General features: G+C 35.2%; 17 protein-coding genes. 12 read left to right on the forward strand and 5 right to left on the reverse strand.

All coding sequences use genetic code 11. The features are described from left to right. The first annotated feature begins 18 nt into the window (after nt 1–18). From GH741_RS11930 to pepF, 6 genes are all read left to right on the forward strand, one after another. Nucleotides 19–1,239, forward strand: coding sequence for a putative glycoside hydrolase (locus GH741_RS11930; protein WP_153737021.1), 1,221 nt, complete (start codon nt 19–21; stop codon nt 1,237–1,239). Between the two features lie 212 nt (nt 1,240–1,451). Continuing rightward, nucleotides 1,452–2,057, forward strand: coding sequence for a GNAT family N-acetyltransferase (locus tag GH741_RS11935; protein WP_153737022.1), 606 nt, complete (start codon nt 1,452–1,454; stop codon nt 2,055–2,057). A 307-nt stretch (nt 2,058–2,364) separates the two neighbouring features. After that, on the forward strand, nt 2,365–2,760 hold the full coding sequence (gene spxA, locus GH741_RS11940; protein WP_153737023.1) for a transcriptional regulator SpxA: 396 nt from the start codon (nt 2,365–2,367) through the stop codon (nt 2,758–2,760). Nucleotides 2,761–3,073: 313 nt separating this feature from the next. After that, the gene (gene mecA / locus GH741_RS11945; protein ID WP_153737024.1) at nt 3,074–3,763 is read left to right on the forward strand and encodes an adaptor protein MecA; all 690 of its coding nucleotides are present in this window, start codon (nt 3,074–3,076) and stop codon (nt 3,761–3,763) included. A 110-nt stretch (nt 3,764–3,873) separates the two neighbouring features. After that, nucleotides 3,874–5,067 (forward strand): competence protein CoiA, encoded by a 1,194-nt coding sequence (locus GH741_RS11950; protein WP_153737025.1) that lies wholly within the window; start codon nt 3,874–3,876, stop codon nt 5,065–5,067. Between the two features lie 134 nt (nt 5,068–5,201). Continuing rightward, nucleotides 5,202–7,016, forward strand: coding sequence for an oligoendopeptidase F (pepF, locus tag GH741_RS11955; protein WP_153737026.1), 1,815 nt, complete (start codon nt 5,202–5,204; stop codon nt 7,014–7,016). Between the two features lie 662 nt (nt 7,017–7,678). Here the strand turns inward: pepF and GH741_RS11960 are convergent. The 3 genes from GH741_RS11960 to GH741_RS11970 all read right to left on the reverse strand — a co-directional run bounded on the left by GH741_RS11960 (nt 7,679) and on the right by GH741_RS11970 (nt 9,737). After that, nucleotides 7,679–8,587 (reverse strand): ClpXP adapter SpxH family protein, encoded by a 909-nt coding sequence (locus GH741_RS11960; RefSeq protein WP_338079397.1) that lies wholly within the window; start codon nt 8,585–8,587, stop codon nt 7,679–7,681. Next, a complete protein-coding gene (locus tag GH741_RS11965; protein WP_153737027.1) occupies nt 8,584–8,988 on the reverse strand; it encodes a globin domain-containing protein in 405 nt (134 codons plus the stop codon). Before GH741_RS11965 ends, GH741_RS11960 begins: the two co-directional genes overlap by 4 nt. A gap of 179 nt (nt 8,989–9,167) precedes the next feature. Next, nucleotides 9,168–9,737 (reverse strand): CYTH domain-containing protein, encoded by a 570-nt coding sequence (locus GH741_RS11970; RefSeq protein ID WP_153737028.1) that lies wholly within the window; start codon nt 9,735–9,737, stop codon nt 9,168–9,170. Between the two features lie 241 nt (nt 9,738–9,978). Here GH741_RS11970 and yjbM point away from each other — a divergent pair, with 241 nt between their 5' ends. From yjbM to GH741_RS11985, 3 genes are read left to right on the forward strand one after another with little or no spacing between them, the layout of a single operon-like run. Then, a complete protein-coding gene (gene yjbM / locus GH741_RS11975; protein WP_338079398.1) occupies nt 9,979–10,599 on the forward strand; it encodes a GTP diphosphokinase in 621 nt (206 codons plus the stop codon). 14 nt (nt 10,600–10,613) lie between these two features. Then, nucleotides 10,614–11,417 (forward strand): NAD kinase, encoded by an 804-nt coding sequence (locus tag GH741_RS11980; protein WP_153737029.1) that lies wholly within the window; start codon nt 10,614–10,616, stop codon nt 11,415–11,417. 39 nt (nt 11,418–11,456) lie between these two features. Continuing rightward, complete coding sequence (locus tag GH741_RS11985; protein ID WP_338079399.1) at nt 11,457–12,332, forward strand: RluA family pseudouridine synthase; 876 nt, start codon at nt 11,457–11,459, stop codon at nt 12,330–12,332. Between the two features lie 634 nt (nt 12,333–12,966). On the opposite strand, the gene prpE is transcribed toward GH741_RS11985, so the two are convergent. Together prpE and GH741_RS11995 are read right to left on the reverse strand one after the other, a co-directional pair. After that, nucleotides 12,967–13,707, reverse strand: a complete 741-nt coding sequence (gene prpE, locus GH741_RS11990) for a bis(5'-nucleosyl)-tetraphosphatase PrpE (RefSeq protein ID WP_153737030.1) — start codon at nt 13,705–13,707, stop codon at nt 12,967–12,969. Between the two features lie 101 nt (nt 13,708–13,808). Continuing rightward, on the reverse strand, nt 13,809–14,990 hold the full coding sequence (locus tag GH741_RS11995) for an FtsW/RodA/SpoVE family cell cycle protein (RefSeq protein ID WP_153737031.1): 1,182 nt from the start codon (nt 14,988–14,990) through the stop codon (nt 13,809–13,811). Between the two features lie 419 nt (nt 14,991–15,409). On the opposite strand from GH741_RS11995, the gene mgtE reads away from it, so the two are divergent. The 3 genes from mgtE to fabI all read left to right on the forward strand — a co-directional run bounded on the left by mgtE (nt 15,410) and on the right by fabI (nt 19,544). Beyond that, entirely contained in the window at nt 15,410–16,777 is a 1,368-nt protein-coding gene (gene mgtE, locus GH741_RS12000) for a magnesium transporter (protein ID WP_153737032.1), read from the forward strand. A 12-nt stretch (nt 16,778–16,789) separates the two neighbouring features. After that, nucleotides 16,790–18,637 carry a monovalent cation:proton antiporter family protein gene (locus tag GH741_RS12005; protein ID WP_153737033.1) on the forward strand — a complete coding sequence of 616 codons (1,848 nt, stop codon included), beginning with the start codon at nt 16,790–16,792 and terminating at the stop codon, nt 18,635–18,637. Nucleotides 18,638–18,764: 127 nt separating this feature from the next. Further along, nucleotides 18,765–19,544 carry an enoyl-ACP reductase FabI gene (fabI, locus tag GH741_RS12010; protein WP_153737034.1) on the forward strand — a complete coding sequence of 260 codons (780 nt, stop codon included), beginning with the start codon at nt 18,765–18,767 and terminating at the stop codon, nt 19,542–19,544. Nucleotides 19,545–19,594 lie beyond the last annotated feature (50 nt).

Genomic DNA, 19,594 nt, shown 5'->3' on the forward strand with positions numbered 1-19,594 from the left:
TTAGGAGCCTGATTAATAATGAAGAAAAAACAACTTAGCATCGTCATCTTCGTTACAATTTTACTTCTTAGCCTAGTCTTTCCGGCTAGTACCTTTGAAGCAGCAGAAACTGAAGTAATGACAGCCAATATGCATGAAAAACGGGTAATGCAGCTAACACAGTATCAACTGCCTGAAGATACTTTGAAAAGATTTGGCTATGATTCTGGATTGGATTTTGAGTATCCGGACGCAGTCAGAGGAATTTATTTAACAGGACACTCGGCAGGCGGTAGTCGTTTTGAAACACTACTTAATCTGGTTGATTCAACAGAACTTAATGCGATGGTTATTGATATCAAGGATGATTATGGATACTTAACCTATAAAGTTGATGATAGTTCTCCATATGCTGATATTAGCCGGAACTTTATAAAGGATCCACGTAAAGTGCTTGAGACATTAGAGGAAAAAGGAATATATCCAATTGCTAGAATCGTTGTTTTTAAGGACACCATTCTTGCTGAAAAGAGACCTGATCTTTCTTTTACTGAGAATGGAAATGTTTGGGCAAATAACAAAGGGGATTCGTTTGTAAGTCCATTTCAAAAGGAAGTTTGGGAATACAACGTTGGTATTGCTAAAATGGCTGCCGAGCTTGGATTTAAGGAAATTCAGTTTGATTACGTAAGATTCCCTGAAGGCTTTGAAAAAAGAGATAAAGAGTTAGGCTATGATCTTGGAGAATACAAAGATTTAGAGTTAGATGATGTAAAAAAACGGGTTGAAGCAGTTACAGATTTTGTTAAATATGCTAAAGAAGAATTGGATTTCTACGATGTAGATGTTTCAGTTGATATTTTTGGATATGCTGCAACAATAGAGGAAACACCTGGAATTGGGCAGAACTTCTCTAAAATATCAGAAAATGTAGATGTTATCTCATCAATGATTTATCCAAGTCATTGGACTTCTTATTTTGGTATTGCTGTACCTGATATGGAACCCTACCGATTAGTGAGTGAGTACGCTAAAGTAGAAAATGAAGTACTTGGAAAATTAGAAAACAAACCAACATCCCGACCGTGGATTCAAGACTTCGAGGCACCTTGGTTATATAGTGGAGCAACGAAGCAATATGGTAAAGCAGAGGTAGAGGCTCAAATCAGGGCTTTAAATGAACATAATATTAATGAGTTTCTATTATGGAATGCTGGGAACACTTATACAGAAAATGTAGATTTTACACCTTTGAATTAATTTTTTAAATAGGAGTAGCCTCTTAGCCAATAAGGTGAGAGGCTATTCCTATTAAAACAATCCATGACACAAATAAAATCCGAGTATAGTGACAGGTGGGAATAAAGAATTAATATCATTAAACAGGGTATAGATAAAATAAGAAATAGGTTTAACAAAACAACCAATCTTCGTTATAATAAGAATGAAGACGAAAATAAGGGAGTAGATTTATGAATTGGTATGAGAAGTTAAATAAGTACTTTCCAGTTGAAGAAATGAAGTCTAGAGAACACATGGAAATGCTTTTAAAAGAAAAAGGTGATGTATACTATAAGGACGAAGGACCTCATCATGTTCTTATGTATGCTGAGTTTGATTCATTTATTTTCATCGATTATGTATATGTGTCGGCTAAATCTAGAGGTCAAGGTTTAGGACATAAACTCATGGAGAAATTAAAGCAAAAGAAAAAACCAATTATATTGGAAGTAGAGCCTGTAGATTATGAAGAAACAGACACTGAAAAAAGGTTACGTTTCTATCAAAGAGAAGGCTTTATTCACGCAGAATCAATTGGGTACAATAGACGGTCATTAGCAACAAATAAAGATAACCCTATGGAAATTTTGTTCTGGACACCTGAAGATGAAGATGAAGAAACAATCTATAAAAAAATGAAAAAAATGTATGAGGATATCCATACTTATAAAGATGAACAACTGTATGGTAGATCGTATCAACCAGTTGAAGAAGTACTCTCATATGATGATAAAAGAAAAGCGGAAAATATTTATGCTGCACTAAAAGAAGAAGAGAACGAGTTGTATAAGAAGTAGCAAGAAATCCTTTGGTACTGTTTAAGTAACAAAGGATTTCTATATGATAAATTTAATTTACTAAAGATAATGCTAAATTAATTTATATTTAATGTTTAGTTTGGATAGTGTCAGGGTAAGTTAAGTTATAACATAACATTTCATGAAAGAATTTATGATAAATTTTAAATTAGACCTACCTTAGATTTGACAGATGTAGTATACTTGTACATAGAAGAGCTTATTTAAAATGATTGTAATATAATAAATTCTTCAATGTTCATGAAATGTCCATAAATTAAATTTGTATATTGAGGAGTGAAGTTTCATGGTAACACTTTATACCTCACCAAGTTGTACATCGTGTAGGAAAGCTAAAGCGTGGCTAGAAGAACATGATATACCATTCCGTGAAAGAAATATTTTCTCAGACTCACTTTCATTAGATGAGATTAAAGAGATATTGAGAATGACGGAAGACGGTACGGATGAGATTATTTCTACTAGGTCAAAGGTTTTTCAAAAGCTAGATATGAATCTAGACCAACTACCTTTAAAGGATTTGTTTAATCTTATTCAAGAAAATCCTGGACTTCTTCGTAGACCGATAATATTAGATGAAAAACGTCTACAAGTTGGCTATAATGAAGATGAAATAAGACGCTTTTTGCCAAGAACAGTAAGAACTTTCCAACTTCGAGAAGCACAACGAATGGTAAATTAATAGTAAAACGCAGATCTGTTTATGAGGTCTGCGTTTTCCTCATCTTATGGGTGACAAATTAGTATAAATAAGTTAAAATATATATTTAATAAACTTATTATCATTTTAAAAACCATGACAGACACCTTTTTTTAATTTCTATGAGCTATATTGTTTCAAATTATTAAATTGTGTCATAAAATGATTGTAAGGTAATATTTCTTATTTCTGCATGGTTGATTTTGATTCAAATAGGGTATGAGTAGAATAAGAAATAAAACTAGGTGAAGTTATATCCCTTCCACCTAATTATCTTAGAAGGGAGAGAATGGTTATGGAAATAGAGAGAATTAATGAGAACACAGTGAAATTCTATATTTCTTATTTAGATATCGAGGATCGAGGATTCGACCGAGAAGAGATATGGTATAACCGAGAGAAAAGTGAACAACTCTTTTGGCAAGTAATGGATGAAGTTAATTATAATGAAGATGATTTTAATATAGATGGACCATTATGGATTCAAGTACAAGCACTAGATAAAGGATTGGAAATCGTTGTTACGAAAGCTCAAATCTCTAAAGACGGTCAGAATTTGGAGTTACCAACCGAAAATGGAAAAACAATCGATATGCCAGTGGACGAGAAAATTGAGTCACTATTAGAAGATAAATTCGGTTCTGATCATAAAGATGAAGAGGAAAACGATAACGAAGATGAAATTGATTTATCCTTTATTTTAAGCTTTGCAGATTTCGAGGACGTTATTCAGTTAAGTCATTATTTTCCTAAAATTGAAGGTTTGACAGATAGCTTATATCATTTTGAAAATAAATACTTGTTATTATTACAATTTGATGAGGAGCAGTTAACTGATGAGGAACAAGAGAATATTCTGAGTCAAATGTTAGAATTTGGACATGAATCTAGTATGACCATCTTTCGCTTAGAGGAATATGGCAAAACAATCTTTAGTACTGATGCTTTATCCGAAACTAAAAAGTATTTCCCACTACAGCAGTAGGCACTCCGTTATGTGAGTGTCTTTTTTTATGGCTTCAAAAGATACTGTTTGTAAAAAAGAGGTATTTTAAAATCCAAGGGAGAATTAATGAAAATGGAGGTGTTGCCTATATGCTTCAAGCAATAAATCAACAACAGGGTATTCTTCAGACCCTGGCTTTATTAGCACCTAGTGAGATTGCTTTTCACAGAATACAGTCTAACTTCTATTGTCCAAACTGCAAGGAACCAGTGTTAATTAAAGCAGGAGAGAAAGTTATTCCTCATTTTGCGCATCATGCAAAGAGCCAATGTCCACTTAAACAAGGAGGTGAAGGCGAATATCATGAACGGGGCAAATTTAAATTATATCAGTGGCTACTACAACAAAAAATCACGGCATATTTAGAAGTATTTATCGACGAAATACAGCAAAGAGCGGACATTTTAATTGAATTAAAGGGAAGGTTGATTGCGATTGAGTTTCAATGTGCAACCATATCAAATAGTGAGTTCAAAAACAGGTCTCATGGGTATCGTAGCATAAATATAACCCCTATTTGGATCCTCGGTGGTAATCGCATGAAGCGAAGGGGAGCACGTGCCCTTTCAATGAGTAGTTTTGAATTACTTTTTCTCCACCAATTCCACAATAACTATCCTCTAACGATGTTCTTCTATTGTCCTAATTCAAATCAATTTTCTATATTTCAAAACGTTATGACAACAGGTAAGAAAAAAACCTATGGTAATTTGTACTTTACCAAGCTTCACCAAATTAGTTTTTATCAATTGTTTAAAAAAAATAAAGCAGATAGTAAGCAGTTGCTAATTGATTGGAAATCAGACAAAGTCAACTTCAGAACGCGAACTTCTCCACACGTAACAAAGATAGAAAAGTACTGGAGGCAGTGGCTCTATATAAATCATACACATCCGAGTTTGCTACCTTCAATTGTACATTTACCAGTTCCGAGTCAGTTTCTGATGAATACCCCTCCAGCCATTTGGCAGAGTAAACTATGCATTGAAATTTTAAGTAGCTACATCTATTTCGATTTGAAAATATGTTACTCTCTTTTAAAAAACGATATAAAGCCTCAAACATTCTATCCTCTAGTTCATGGCGATAACGATCCAATTGCAGAATATTTAACCCTTCTATGCCAATTAAAAGTCATTAAGGTTGTAGATACCACCACAACTTTTCGGGTAATTGAACGACCAATATTTCATCGTAGTGTTGATTCTGCAATAAACGAAGATGAGCAGGTTATTAATTTATTAATAGATTATGTTGTCCCAAGTAATTATACGCATGATTAACAAGCTATTAAGATATAATAGTAAGAGCAGCATGATATATACAAAAACGAATTTGTCTGTGTCTATTACTGGACGGAGATTGTTTCTCATAGTAGGGAAATAAGATTTTAAAAGGAAATAAGGAGGATGTTAGCTTGACACAATCAACAAAGCAGTTGAAAAAGCGAGAGGAAGTTCCGGTAGAAAAAACTTGGAAACTAGAAGATATTTTTCCCACCGATGAAGAATGGGAGAAAGAGCTCGATGCGATAAAAGAACAAATTCCATCTTTTAAGCAATACCAAGGTAAATTACAAGATTCAGCTCAAAATTTATTTGAATTGTTAACCTTACAGGATGAAGTGTCCGAACGTATTGGAAAGTTATATACATATGCACATATGAGATATGATCAAGATACAACAAATTCATCCTACCAGGCCTTGAATGCAAAAGCTGAGAATATGATTACACAGGTATCTAGTGCGATGAGTTTTATTGTACCTGAGATATTAACAATTGAAGAGAAGACATTAAATTCTTTTCTTGAAGAAAAGGATGAATTAAAGCTCTATAAACATACTCTAAATGAAATAACTAGACAACGCCCTCATATTCTTAGTGAAAAAGAGGAAGAATTACTAGCTGAAGTTTCAGAAGTAACTGACAATGCGTCACAAACATTTGGGATGTTAAACAACGCGGACCTTACTTTTCCTGAGGTAAAGAATGAGGAAGGAGAAGAAATTGAGCTTACACATGGTCGCTATTTAAATTTTCTAGAGTCAGCTGATCGAAACGTCCGTGAAAGTGCTTTTAAGGCAATGTATGATACGTTTGGTAAATTTAAAAACACTTTTTCATCAACGCTTTCCGGGGCAGTTAAGAAAAATAACTTTAATGCTAAGGTTCGCAAATATGATACGGCAAGGCAAGCTGCTCTAAATAACAATAATATACCAGAGCAAGTATATGACAATTTAGTAGAAGCGGTTAATGAACGTCTACCTTTATTACAGCGTTATGTATCATTACGTAAAAAGGTATTAGAGCTTGATAATATTCATATGTACGATCTCTACACGCCACTAGTTAAGGATGTGGAGATGAAAATTCCTTATGAGGACGCTAAGGATTATATCGTCAAAGGATTGGCTCCTCTTGGTGATGAATATGCAAGTATGTTAGAAGAAGGTTTTGAAAATCGTTGGATTGACGTAGAGGAAAATAAAGGGAAGAGAAGTGGTGCCTATTCTTCAGGAGCCTACGGAACCAATCCATATATTCTTATGAATTGGCAAAACAATATCAATAATTTGTTTACCCTGGCACATGAGCTCGGTCATTCACTACACAGCTATTATACAAGGAAAAATCAACCTTTTCGTTATGGTAATTATTCGATTTTTGTAGCAGAAGTTGCTTCTACTTGTAACGAGGCGTTACTAAACGAGTATATGATAAATAACACAAAAGACCAAAAAGAGAAGTTGTTTTTACTAAATCATTTCTTAGAAGGTTTCCGAGGTACTGTCTTTAGGCAGACAATGTTTGCAGAGTTTGAACATAATATCCATGTCTTAGCACAAAATGGTGAAGCATTAACTGCTGATAAGCTGTCAGTGCTCTATTATGATTTAAACCAAAAATACTTTGGTGATGAAATTATGGTTGATGAAGAAATTGGTGTGGAATGGGCTCGAATTCCCCACTTTTATTACAATTACTATGTGTACCAGTATGCAACTGGGTATGCAGCAGCTACTGCTTTAGCATCGCAAATATTGAAGGAAAAAGAACCTGCTGTAGATCGTTATCTAACATTCTTAAAAGCTGGGAATAGTGATTATCCAATTGAAGTGCTAAAACAAGCAGGTGTCGACATGACTGGTAAAGAACCAATCCTTTCTGCATTGGATGTATTCGAAGAAAAACTATCAGAAATGGAGCAATTGTTAGCAGACATGTAGATAGAGGAGAACTAACTAATGCCACTAAAAAAGAGTGGCATTAGTAGTTTCATTTAACGATAACTTACTTGAATCCACGAAATGTCCTGCGATGAGTGAATGAAAAGACGGTTAAGTAGATCGAAATTAATAGCATGGGGACTGTTATAATCCATGGTATTAATCTCATTAATCCAAATAAATTAAAGAAAAAAGAAACAAAAGTTAACAATAGGAAAAACCAAGGAAGAAAGCGATTCATCATTTCACACCCCCAAACTTAACAAAAGGTGTAACCTCATCACTATTACAGTTAATGTTACTACTAATATATGCTCGTTTTATTTTTTATAGAAGTGTGACATTTTTGTGAAATAATACACAAGGTTATTGCGGATAAAGAAAAATCCTGTTATATTTTAGTTGTGAGATGTTAAACAAACAAAACCCCTTTGTTTGATCTGAAGCTTTCTCCCATCCCCCCTTGTCTTGAAATAGACCAGGTAAAAAAGATATGTCGACGGACATATCTTTTTTTGTGCAACAAAATGCAGCAGGCGATATGAAAATGAGAGTAAAATTCCTTTTTGGATCAATTAATAAGCAATTTTTATAAAAAGCCCCCTATGTGCCAACAATAGCCTTCCCAAGGAATTTTGACTTATAAGGGGTTAAAGAATTTTCTATTCTCTTTCAATTGGTTTAATATATTTCCAGAACGAACCATATTTAACGGGAACTTTCTCAACTGTTTGTTTCAAACGCAATTTTTTCATTTCCTTCTCTGTTTTTTCCAGTGACCATTCATAGACCACAGAAACTTCCTTCGTTCCAACAAAGTCATAGTGAGAAAGAAAATCTTCAATAGGAGGCTTATTGGCTGGTGCTAGTTCCTTTTGAAGCATTTGTTTTAAAACTTTCACATAAATATCGTAAGGATAGAGTCCCGATAACTTTAAACCTTCTTCTTCTTCTGATTCATTGAAAAAAACCATTGCGGGAATATATTCAACATCCATTTCTTTAGTTAGCTTTAAATCACATTGGAGTGCTTTTTTAGCAGAATTAGAATATAGATCGTTTTTAAATTCGTCTAGATCTAGTTTAGCGTCTACTGCACATTCAAAGAGAATTTCTTCTTTAGATATATCTTTTTTACTTAAGAAAAGGTACTCTTGGATTTTTCTTAAGAATCTTCTGCCAGCCTTTTTTCCCTGTAGTTCGGCAGCTTTTATTGCTAACGATGCAATCCAAGGAAACGAAATGGGATTATCTATCCATAAATCACCATCACAACTCATCCCTGTTCGACTGGCTGTTTTTTCCCAAATTTCTTTTAACTGTTTTGGTTTATCGAATTTATCTTTGTTTAGCGTCGTGAGCTGCCCACTTAAAATAGGACGGATAGTAAAAAATCTACCATATTCAATTGTTAATTTTTTTAAATATGGCTCCAAAGACCAACATTCGGGACATAATGGATCGATAAAAACATAGATCTCAACAGGTTTCTTAAGTAAATCAAAAAAACCATACTGTGCCTTAGGTTTTGACTTCTGATTGTTTGATGGCCCAGATGGATTCCAACTCACATCGATTCTCCTTTCTGTTCATCAGGTGTATTCATCATGTGTTGTGCAGTTATAGTTAGCCGTTCAAAAATAACTGTTCGGTATGGTTCTTTTATACCAACTTCTTCAAGAGCTTTATCCATACATTCAAGCCAAGCATTTTTCCTTGTTGGGGTAATAGGGAAATCAAAATGTCTTTTTCTTAACATTGGATGACCGTGTTCTTCCATATATAGTGGTGGACCGCCAAAAAATTGGGTTAGAAATTGCGTTTGTTTCCTTGCGGTTTCGGTTAAATCATTAGGGAAGATAGGAATTAATTCCGGATGAACAGCTACTCGATTATAAAATGCTGTTACTAATTCTTCAATTTTTGTTTGCCCACCAATTGCTTCGTAGATTGTTCCTGGAAGCTCTGACATGGATACCAAAACCTTTCACTTTTCAGTAGTTTTATTTTTTATCTTTATAACAAACCTTATCCCTACCAAAAAAATGGATAGTGACTGTAAACATACTGGACAAAACAATCAATACCTACTTTATTGTTTATTTGTAATATATTGTAACAGTGGAAAAGAAGGTTGGGCAACTTTTATGATTAAATGGAAGAGTAGAAACGTTCAATCTTGTTCGGTGTTTCTTTCTTGGAAATGTTATGTTTATCCAATAATTCGTGTAATATATTTATTCCGTGTAGTTTATTTTGCGCTTCGATTTCCAATTCATAATCAAACTGATTGTTGTAAGTACTGTAATCTAATACAACAGTTGTTTCTTTATAAGTTGTCTCAAGGCGGTGAGTTTGGAGCTTCCCACCATAGAATAAGAGGGCGAAATCAATATCTAATTGATTTAGTTGTTTAGCAACATGTGGTTTAGGAATAATATTCCCGTTGATCCATGATTGGGCTTCATCAGGTGTTAATGTGTCATGTGTTTCTAACAGCCCTTCAGGATGAGGTTCCTTAAGTGTCAATTGCCACATATTATTCTTTTCTCTAATCCTTAAAGCAGCACCCTTCTCCTTTAGCTGGAAATCGCTTGTCTCGAAGTAGTGATTGGTTTGGATTGTTGGTACTACATTTTCTAGACTGAAATATTGCAAAAGAAGTTCGTATTCGTTTTTTGATAGTAAATTTTTGAATTCTATTTCAATTTCCTGGGACATATTTTAAAAACCCTCCAATGTTTTAATTATTAGTATTATTGTGTTAAATTTTTGGTCAAATTGCAAAAGTTAAGCCATTTACATTATCTGGTAAAACATATTTTTAACGATTTTTCCGGATTAAATAGATACCTAACCCTAGTGGGAAAAGACGTTCCACTGGTGCAAGTTTCACTTTATGATACAATTATGTTAATGTATTATACTCATATTAAGTTGATAGTATAAGGTGGTGCTTTATGTGAATTGGGAAGCTTTCCTTGCGCCATACGTTCAAGTCGTAGAGGAGCTTAAAGTTAAATTAAAGGGCATGAGAGCCCAGTTTGAGCATGAATCGAGTCACTCTCCTATTGAATTCGTCACAGGACGTGTGAAACCAGTACCTAGTATCTTAGAAAAAGCACACAAAAAAAACATTCCAATGGATAGGATAGAGGAAGAAATACAAGATATAGCGGGACTACGAGTGGTTTGTCAGTTTGTTGATGATATCCATGCAATAATTAGAATGATGCGGAATAGAAAAGATTTTGAAATTATCGAAGAAAAAGATTACATATCAGAAAAAAAGAACAGTGGGTATCGATCCTATCATATTATAATTAAATATCCAGTGGAAACTATTCATGGTGTCAAACAAGTTATCGCAGAAGTTCAGATTAGAACATTAGCAATGAATTTCTGGGCGACAAACGAGCATTCCTTAAATTATAAGTATGAAGGTCAAATACCTTCAGAAGTGAAGTCTAGGTTAAAAAGAGCAGCGGAAGCAGCCTTTAGATTAGATGAAGAAATGTCCAAGATAAAGGATGAAGTACAAGAGGCTCAACGTCTATTTTATAAAAACAAAAATAAACACTAAGGGGCGTTTTAAACATGAATTTTGCTGTAACTTCAAAAGGTGACGCTAAATCGAATCAACTAAAAGCAGTAATAACACAATATTTAGAGGACTTTCAGCTGTCTTACAATAAAGAAGAGCCCGACTTAGTCATCTCAGTCGGTGGAGATGGAACTTTTCTAGAAGCCTTTCATACATACAATCACCGGTTGGAGGAAACAGCTTTTATTGGGGTTCATACTGGACATTTAGGATTCTATGCCGATTGGGTACCTGAAGAAGTGGAAAAACTAGTTATTGAGATTGCCAAAAACCCTTTTCAGGTCGTTGAATATCCTCTACTTGAAATAAAGATTCACCCTAAAAGTGGTACACACATAGATAGGTTTCTAGCCTTAAATGAGTGTTCTGTGAAAACGCCTGAGGGATCGGTGGTTTTAGATTTAAGTATTAAAGGAGAACATTTTGAGCGTTTTAGAGGTGATGGGTTATGTATATCTACTCCATCGGGTAGTACAGCTTACAACAAAGCGTTAGGTGGAGGAATCATTCATCCTTCCTTGGAATCAATTCAGATTACAGAGATGGCGTCTATTAACAATAGGGTGTTTCGTACGATAGGTTCTCCATTAATCTTGCCTAAGCACCATGTCTGCGAATTAAAACCGATCCATGATGATCGAAGTTTTTTATTGACTATTGACCATATAACAAAACAATATACAAATGTAAAAACGATTGAATGTAGGGTAGCTGATGAAAAAATCCGTTTTGCAAGATTTCGTTCCTTTCCGTTTTGGAAACGAGTGCATGATTCATTTGTTTCGGGAGAACGCTAATAGTACTTAAATCGTAAAGAAGAGAAAGGTGTCAACAGGGTGAAGTGGAAGATAAACGAAGAACATGATGGCATGATGGTAAAAGAATACCTGCGAGTAGTGGGAGGTTTGTCTCGTCGCCTTGTGAAAGCAGTAAAATTTCAAGGTGGTAATCTAACAATTAACGGAGAATTTTCGACAGTTCGTAAAAAGCTAACTATTGGAGACGAATTAATTGTTACATTTCCCCAAGAAACTAAAGGTTCGTTTATGCATCCAGAGCATATCCCTTTAGACATTGTTTATGAGGACGCTGACGTGATGGTAATTAATAAGCCTGCGCATATCGCAACAATTCCATCACTTCATCACACATCAGGAACGATTGCCAATGGATTACTCGGATATTATGAAAAGCATAATTTGACCTACACTGTGCATATTGTAACAAGACTAGACAGAGATACATCTGGATTATTATTAGTAGCTAAACACCGTTTTAGTCATTCAATTCTTTCTAAAGAGCAAAAACTGGGGTCTGTTAATCGTAGTTATTTTGCAATTGTTGAAGGAACAATGAATCAAAAACAAGGTACCATTGATGCGCCGATTGCAAGAAAAGATGACTCAATTATTGAAAGAATGGTTAAAGATGGTGGTCAACACGCGATAACACATTATCAAGTGCTAGAAGAGACAGACTTGTATTCATTGGTAGATGTTAGATTAGAGACGGGTCGTACACACCAAATTCGGGTTCATTTTTCTCATATAGGTCACCCTCTAGTAGGAGATGATTTATATGGAGGAAGTATTAACCACTTGGATCGTCAAGCACTCCACTGTAAATCATTAGAATTTACTCAACCAATAACAAAGCAACGTTTACATTTTAAATCTCAACTGCCTTTAGAAATGAGAAGTCTTTTAAAATAAGGCACATATTCGCATAGTTTTACTATTGATGAAAAATGCGGCGTAGCGTAGCTACTAGTTGATTTACGCTCCAGGCAGTCGCTTTCCGCGGGCAACGCTTCAACTTCCTCGGAAGAAAACCACTTCCTCCGGGATTTTCAGCCGTCGCTTTTCCCGCTGGAGTCGACTGCCCTACGCTCCAATCATCATCTTATTATAGAAGAGGTGAAAGCCAAAATCTTAGGGTAGTGTGTTCCGTCATCTTAGATTAGCTTTGTATTAAAGAGGAGAAAATCTACTTCACGTAGAACCATTGGTTATATTTCTCGATAATCATAACACTATTACTAGCTTAAGGCAGAATACGTAGACTCCTATGGGAACAGCGCGTGTCCGAAGACCCCGGAAGAATCGCTCTTTGATTCTAAGGAGGCTGAGGCCGTGCCCATGGAAAGCGAAGTATTCTGCCTTAAGCGGCTTGCATAGCAGTTGATTAAGGAAAAGAAATAAAATTAATAAGAGGTTACGTCGCAGTTTATAGATTTTGCGTCAAAACAACTATTTTTTAGAAGACAGCCTAAAACACAATAAAACTCCTCCAAGAGTGGGGGAGTTTTATTGTGTTAAAAGGCTTTACAAGGCTGAGCATTATTATCTATTCATGATACTTAAACTTTTCTTCGACTAGCGGTTGTTGAGATGGAACGGTGATTGTCTTTTCTTCTGGTAATCGAAAAGCAGTCAGTCCATTTCCAAAAACGCACCCAGTATCAATATTAATGGTTCGATTAACGATTCTTGGCTCCTTTACAGGTGTATGACCATAGACAATCCAACGATTTCCTTCATAAGACTTTGCCCAATCTCTCCTAATCGGTCTTCCATCCAAATGTGACTCTCCGGTTATATCTCCATAGAGTACAAAGGTTTTAACCTTTTTCCCCGTTTTACCTATCAAATCTTCACGTATACCAGCGTGGGCGATAACGGCATTTACCTCAGGTAATTCTAAATATAAATCTGCTTTCTCATATAATGAGATAAAGGCGTGACGGACTTTTTTTTGCATTTTACTATCTAATGCTTTGTATTCAGCAACAGTAGTTTCTAAACCATGCTGTTCCTTTACGTTATTTCCTAGAAAATATCGATAAAGTTTATTACAATGATTACCAGGTACATAAAGTGCAATTTCTTCCTCAATCACCATTTTATATACTAAAAGAATGACAGCAACCGAGCTTGGGCCCCGATCTGTTAAGTCCCCGATAAAAATAGGAACCCTGCTGTCTGGATGGCTTGGTAGATTGTTGTTCCATGTATATCCAAGTTTATTGAATAAATGCTCTAATTCATCTATACAACCATGTATGTCACCGATTACATCAATGCGCATATTGTTCTCCCTCCAATAGTGCCTTATCTAGATTTAGAAAGTATAGTAAAAAAATTATAAGGGTGAATGCCCCATAAATAGCATTTCCACCCTTATAATTTCTAGTCAAACATATATTCTTTTGTGCGATAATTAATATTTAGTACAATTCCAATTGCAATTAGATAGGTCAATATGGAACTCCCTCCATAGCTAACAAATGGTAGAGGTAACCCTGTAATCGGAAGTAATTGGACGGACATTCCAATGTTTTGAAAAATTTGAAAAGTGAACATACCTATCATCCCACTAACTAAAAAGCTACCAAATTGGTCATTACTTCTAAGCGCGATGTGAATCAACCTATAGATAAGTAAAAATAGAAGCGTGATCACAAAGCTAGCGCCGATAAATCCAAATTGTTCTGCAATAGCTGTAAAAATCATGTCTGTATGACGTTCAGGAATGTTAGGTACTTCAAAGCCTTGAATCCCTTTTCCGAATAATTGGCCGGAACCAATTGACATCATTGCACGGATTAACTGGTATCCGCCTGATTTTCCATACTCATAAGGATCTAACCACCCCTGGAAACGACTCTCAACATGTTCGAACCCAAAGTCCTCGGTAAAATTATCAACAACCTCAGGATTATAGACATATAACAGGACGACTGTTCCAACCATTATGATACTGAAGCCAACAAGTGTTAGAATAACTCTCCATCTAATTCCAGAAACAAGAATCATACAAAAAGTAATAAATGCTAGGACAAGAAAGCTCCCTAAGTCCGGTTGAACAGCTATTAACCCCATGGGAGGTAATGAAATTATCATTATTTTTGCAAGTAACCAAATATCGCTTTTGTTTGTCCGGTTCTTAAACCTTTCTTCATGACTTACTAGTATTTGCGCCAAAGCAATAATAAGAAAAATCTTCATAAATTCAGCCGGTTGCATGGTACCAAGTCCAGGAATATTAAACCAACCCCAAGCCCCGTTGACTTCTTTGGCGATTCCAGGTGGAAAATGGAAGAACAACATTGTTAATAATATGATTCCAATTCCATATAAAATCCACACAACTTGCCTTAAACGATCGTAGTCGATAAACATGATCACGACGATTGCCATTGATCCTACAATGTACCATTTTATTTGTTGCAGCATGAAATTAGTATTAGAATATTTTTCGGGTAAATAATTGCCGAGTGTATATAAAGTAAAACAACTTACAATTGCTAAAAGCAATACAATAAATATTAATGAATAATCTATGTTAGAATTTGTATTTTTTGAACTCATATGTTTACCTTTCTTTCTAGTTATTCTGCAACAGAATAGGCTTTTATGTTAATAAAATTATTCGCAGTAAAATCAGATAATTGTCTGGAGTGTATCTTTTAATATAAAATAGTACGTATTATTTATTACATTTTACTAATCTAATGTAAAATAACAGAATAACAGATAATGAACTGTGTTGTAACTAAGATATCTCAACTTAACAATTATAGATTAAGTTTACATTATAATTCTACATATTATAAGTATTGTTTCTATACAATTTGAAAATTAATATTAGGATTTACAAAAAAAAGGAACCGCAGGATTTTATGGTTAGAATTAATATGGGAAAAATTTAGCTTTCTGCACTTCCTTTATTGACAAAAAATAATAAGGCAATTAGTATTATACGGTCACGGTGATAGGAGGTACTTAAAATGGAATATTTAGATGAATCCGAAAGAGAAGAGCATTGGGAAAAGATACACGAGGCACTTATAAATGAACAGATTGATCAATTTCGGGCAGAATTCTTAGAGATACACCCGTATGATCAAGCAAAAATATTCGAAGAGCAACCTGAAGAAATACGTTCTCTTATATATACCTATCTATCACCTGAGGAAATGGCAGATGTGATGGAGAATATCGATAGTGAGGATGTTGAGCCGTTTTTTAACGAGATGAACCCTCGATATGCTGCAGGGGTGCTGGCAGAGATGTCAACCGATGACGCTGTTGATATTTTAAATGAATTCGACAAAAATAAAGTAGCTAGCTTCCTTAGCATTATGGATAAGGAGTCTGCAGGTGAAATAAAGGAACTACTTCATTACGAAGAAAAAACCGCTGGTAGTATTATGACTACTGAGTTTGTTTCTATCCATTTGAATCAAACGGTCAAAGAAGCAATGAGACACTTAAGAAAAGAAGCTCCTGATGCTGAGACCATTTACTATTTATTTGTGGTGGATGAACAGAAGTGTCTTGTTGGTGTTCTATCCCTACGAGATTTGATCATTGCTGAGGGCGATTGGTTAATTTCAGATGTGATGAGCGATCGAGTTGTCTCTGTTGGGGTTACTGATGATCAGGAAGAAATTGCACAGATGATGCGCGACTACGATTTCTTAGCTCTTCCTGTAGTAGGGTTTCAAAACTACTTATTAGGAATTATAACTGTTGATGATATTATGGACGTTATGGAAGAAGAGGCAAGTGATGACTACTCCAAGCTAGCCGGTATCTCAGATATGGATCGACCAGATGATACTGCTTTTACTTCTGCTAAGAAAAGATTGCCTTGGTTAGTGATCTTACTATTTTTAGGAATGTTTACAGCAAGTATTATTGGGAGATTTGAAGAAACATTGGACCAAGTGGCGATTCTTGCTATTTTTATTCCATTGATTGCTGGTATGGCTGGTAATACAGGTACACAAGCATTAGCGGTAGCTGTAAGGGGAATTGCTACTGGAGAGATAGCGAAACAAGGGAAATCAAAAATTTTAGTACGCGAGGCATTTACAGGTTTAATAAATGGTATAGCTTGTGGAATATTAATAACAATTGTCGTTTATGTATGGAAAGAAGATTTTTATTTAGGACTGTTAGTAGGACTCTCTACAATGGCAACCTTAATTGTCGCAACCATCGCTGGCGCAATGATACCATTAATCATGCATCGTCTTAACATTGACCCAGCCGTAGCTTCTGGGCCCTTTATTACAACAATTAATGATATTTTCTCTATTTTAATATATTTTGGTATGGCAACAGCATTTATGAATTTGCTAATCCAATAAAGGAGGTACATGATGGAGCACGCAGAATCTGTCAGCTCACTAGTAATAGTTATACTAGCAGCTTTTATTACACCAATATTGATGCACCGTTTTAGGCTAAAGATGATTCCAGTTGTAGTAGCTGAAATTATTGTCGGTCTTATCATCGGACAAAGCGGGTTTAACCTGGTCGATGAAAGTAACTGGTTGGAAACACTGTCAACCTTGGGCTTCATATTTTTAATGTTTTTAAGTGGTCTTGAAATAGACTTTTCTATATTTGCCAATAAAAAGAAAAATAGGAAACCAAAAAGCAATGGAATTCCTAATCCGGTAATACTGGCCTCGGTAGTTTTTATAGGAATTTTTATACTGTCATTAGCTTTATCATATTTCTTTGTTTTTGTAGGCTTCATCGATAATGTATTTTTGATGACATTAATCATTTCAACGATTTCTCTTGGTGTCGTGGTGCCAACTCTTAAAGAAGCACATGCAATGAAAACTGCTATTGGGCAAACAATATTATTAATTGCAGTAATCGCTGACCTTGCAACGATGATTCTCCTAGCTGTGTTTGTTTCATTTTATGGAGATGGATCAGGCAACATGTGGCTCCTACTTATTTTGTTTGGTGCAGGGATATTACTTTATTTCGTTGGAAAGTACTACAGAAATCAAACGTTTATTGAAACAATGTCTAAAGGTACGATTCAAATTGGCACACGAGCGGTATTTACTTTAATCATTTTCTTGGTTGCTTTGTCTGAAACTGTTGGTGCCGAAAACATCTTAGGAGCATTTTTAGCAGGTGCATTAGTATCCTTACTATCACCTAATCAAGAACTTGTTCAAAAGATGGATAGCTTTGGTTATGGTTTCTTAATCCCGATCTTCTTTGTAATGGTTGGGGTGGAAATCGATCTCTGGTCGTTATTTGACGATCCGAAGGTAATAGCGCTTATTCCTTTATTATTTGTTGCCCTATTACTATCTAAACTCGTTCCAGTTGTAATACTTAAAAAATGGTACGACTGGAAAACAGTCATCGCTTCTGGGATGATTCTAACGTCTACACTCTCTCTGGTTATTGCTGCTGCGACGATTGGAGAACGAATCGGCGTAATCAACAGCCAGATGGAAGGTGCATTAATTTTAGTTGCTGTTTTAACTTGTTTAATAACTCCACCATTCTTTAAGAAGCTATATGTAAAGCAAGTGGAAGAGGGACATAAGCAAATTGTTTCGTTTGTAGGCTCGAATCAAGCGACATTACCAGTTGTCCGTGAATTGGACTCTTCGTCTTTTGAGTCACATCTTTACCATACTAAGTTGGATAAAATAGATGAGAAAATCACTCGATCTGTATTTGATATTACCCAATTGAATGATTACAATCTAGAGAAAATGGTAGAAATTGGAGTATTTGATGTAGATTTAATTGTAGTATCTACTGGTGATGAGTCTCAAAATGCTGAAATCGCAACCTATGCCAAGCAAATAGGTGTCGAACGAGTAATAGCCCGAATAGAGTCGCCAAAGCTTGATCTGGAATTGAAGGAAAAAGGAATAGAGGTTTTCTCAGTTCTACTTTCAACGAAAACTCTACTTAAAGCACTAATAGAAGCGCCAAGTGTTGTCGACATTTTGACGAAACAAGAAAGTGCATTATATGAAATTAATATGAACAATGCGAGCTATGACGGAATTATGTTACGAGAATTTCCATTTACTGGTGATGTAATTATGGTAAGGATTTTCAGAGGTAAAGATTCAATTGTTCCTCATGGCGATACAGAATTAAAACTAGACGATCGCTTGATTGTGACTGGTTCACATGAGTACGTGGAAGAACTACAAATTATACTTGAATATAGTTAATAAGATAATAATCCTGCTCATTTGCAGGATTATTTTTTTAAATAATTGAGTTTATTTAACTTATCGGCTAAAATAGTATCAGGTACTAATAACAAGTATAAACTTTTTACCTTAGGAGGATGAAAAAATGAATTTTTCATTGGAAGGTCGTACATATGTGATTATGGGCGTTGCAAATAAACGTAGTATTGCTTGGGGAATAGCTCGTTCATTACATGAAGCGGGAGCACGTCTTATCTTCACCTATGCAACCGAACGTTTCGAAAAACCAGTAAAAGATTTAGTTAGCACATTGGATGGACAGGATGCATTGTTTTATGAATGTGATGTAACAAGTGATGAAGGTGTACAAGCAACTTTTGATCAAATAAAACAAGATGTAGGAACAATTCATGGTTTAGCTCATTGTATAGCATTTGCACAAAAAGAGGATCTGCAAGGTGAGTTTAAAGATACAAGTCGTGATGGTTATTTATTAGCCCACAACATAAGCGCATTCTCGCTTGTTGCTGTATCCAGAGCCGCACAGCCTTTAATGACAGAAGGCGGGGGTATTGTTACCTTGACTTACCTTGGTGGTGAGCGGGTTGTGCAAAACTATAATGTGATGGGTGTTGCGAAGGCAAGTTTAGATGCTAGTATGAGATACTTGGCTAACGACTTAGGCAAGCACGCTATCCGAGTAAATGCCATTTCAGCTGGACCGATTCGTACTCTTTCTGCAAAAGGTATTGGGGATTTTAATTCAGTCCTTAAACAAATTGAAGAAAAGGCACCTCTTCGTCGTACGGTTTCCCAGGAAGAGGTTGGAGACACAGCTTACTACCTACTAAGTGATTTATCTCGTGGGGTAACAGGAGAAATTATCCATGTAGATTCTGGGTATAATATTTTAGGCTTGTCTTAATAATCAGAAAGACGCATAAAACGATTAATCGTTTTATGCGTTTTTTTCTC

The organism is Aquibacillus halophilus (assembly GCF_009649745.1).
GTDB classification, from domain to species: Bacteria; Bacillota; Bacilli; order Bacillales; family Amphibacillaceae; genus Aquibacillus; species Aquibacillus halophilus.

Excerpts from the sequence above, each read along its gene's own strand:
- GH741_RS11930 (WP_153737021.1), top strand. The coding sequence starts at position 19 with ATGAAGAAAAAACAACTTAGCATCGTCATCTTCGTTACAATTTTACTT.
- GH741_RS11935 (WP_153737022.1), top strand. The coding sequence starts at position 1,452 with ATGAATTGGTATGAGAAGTTAAATAAGTACTTTCCAGTTGAAGAAATG.
- spxA (WP_153737023.1), top strand. The coding sequence starts at position 2,365 with ATGGTAACACTTTATACCTCACCAAGTTGTACATCGTGTAGGAAAGCT.
- mecA (WP_153737024.1), top strand. The coding sequence starts at position 3,074 with ATGGAAATAGAGAGAATTAATGAGAACACAGTGAAATTCTATATTTCT.
- GH741_RS11950 (WP_153737025.1), top strand. The coding sequence starts at position 3,874 with ATGCTTCAAGCAATAAATCAACAACAGGGTATTCTTCAGACCCTGGCT.
- GH741_RS11965 (WP_153737027.1), bottom strand. The coding sequence starts at position 8,988 with ATGTCAGAGCTTCCAGGAACAATCTACGAAGCAATTGGTGGGCAAACA.
- GH741_RS11970 (WP_153737028.1), bottom strand. The coding sequence starts at position 9,737 with ATGTCCCAGGAAATTGAAATAGAATTCAAAAATTTACTATCAAAAAAC.
- GH741_RS11980 (WP_153737029.1), top strand. The coding sequence starts at position 10,614 with ATGAATTTTGCTGTAACTTCAAAAGGTGACGCTAAATCGAATCAACTA.
- prpE (WP_153737030.1), bottom strand. The coding sequence starts at position 13,707 with ATGCGCATTGATGTAATCGGTGACATACATGGTTGTATAGATGAATTA.
- GH741_RS11995 (WP_153737031.1), bottom strand. The coding sequence starts at position 14,990 with ATGAGTTCAAAAAATACAAATTCTAACATAGATTATTCATTAATATTT.
- mgtE (WP_153737032.1), top strand. The coding sequence starts at position 15,410 with ATGGAATATTTAGATGAATCCGAAAGAGAAGAGCATTGGGAAAAGATA.
- GH741_RS12005 (WP_153737033.1), top strand. The coding sequence starts at position 16,790 with ATGGAGCACGCAGAATCTGTCAGCTCACTAGTAATAGTTATACTAGCA.
- fabI (WP_153737034.1), top strand. The coding sequence starts at position 18,765 with ATGAATTTTTCATTGGAAGGTCGTACATATGTGATTATGGGCGTTGCA.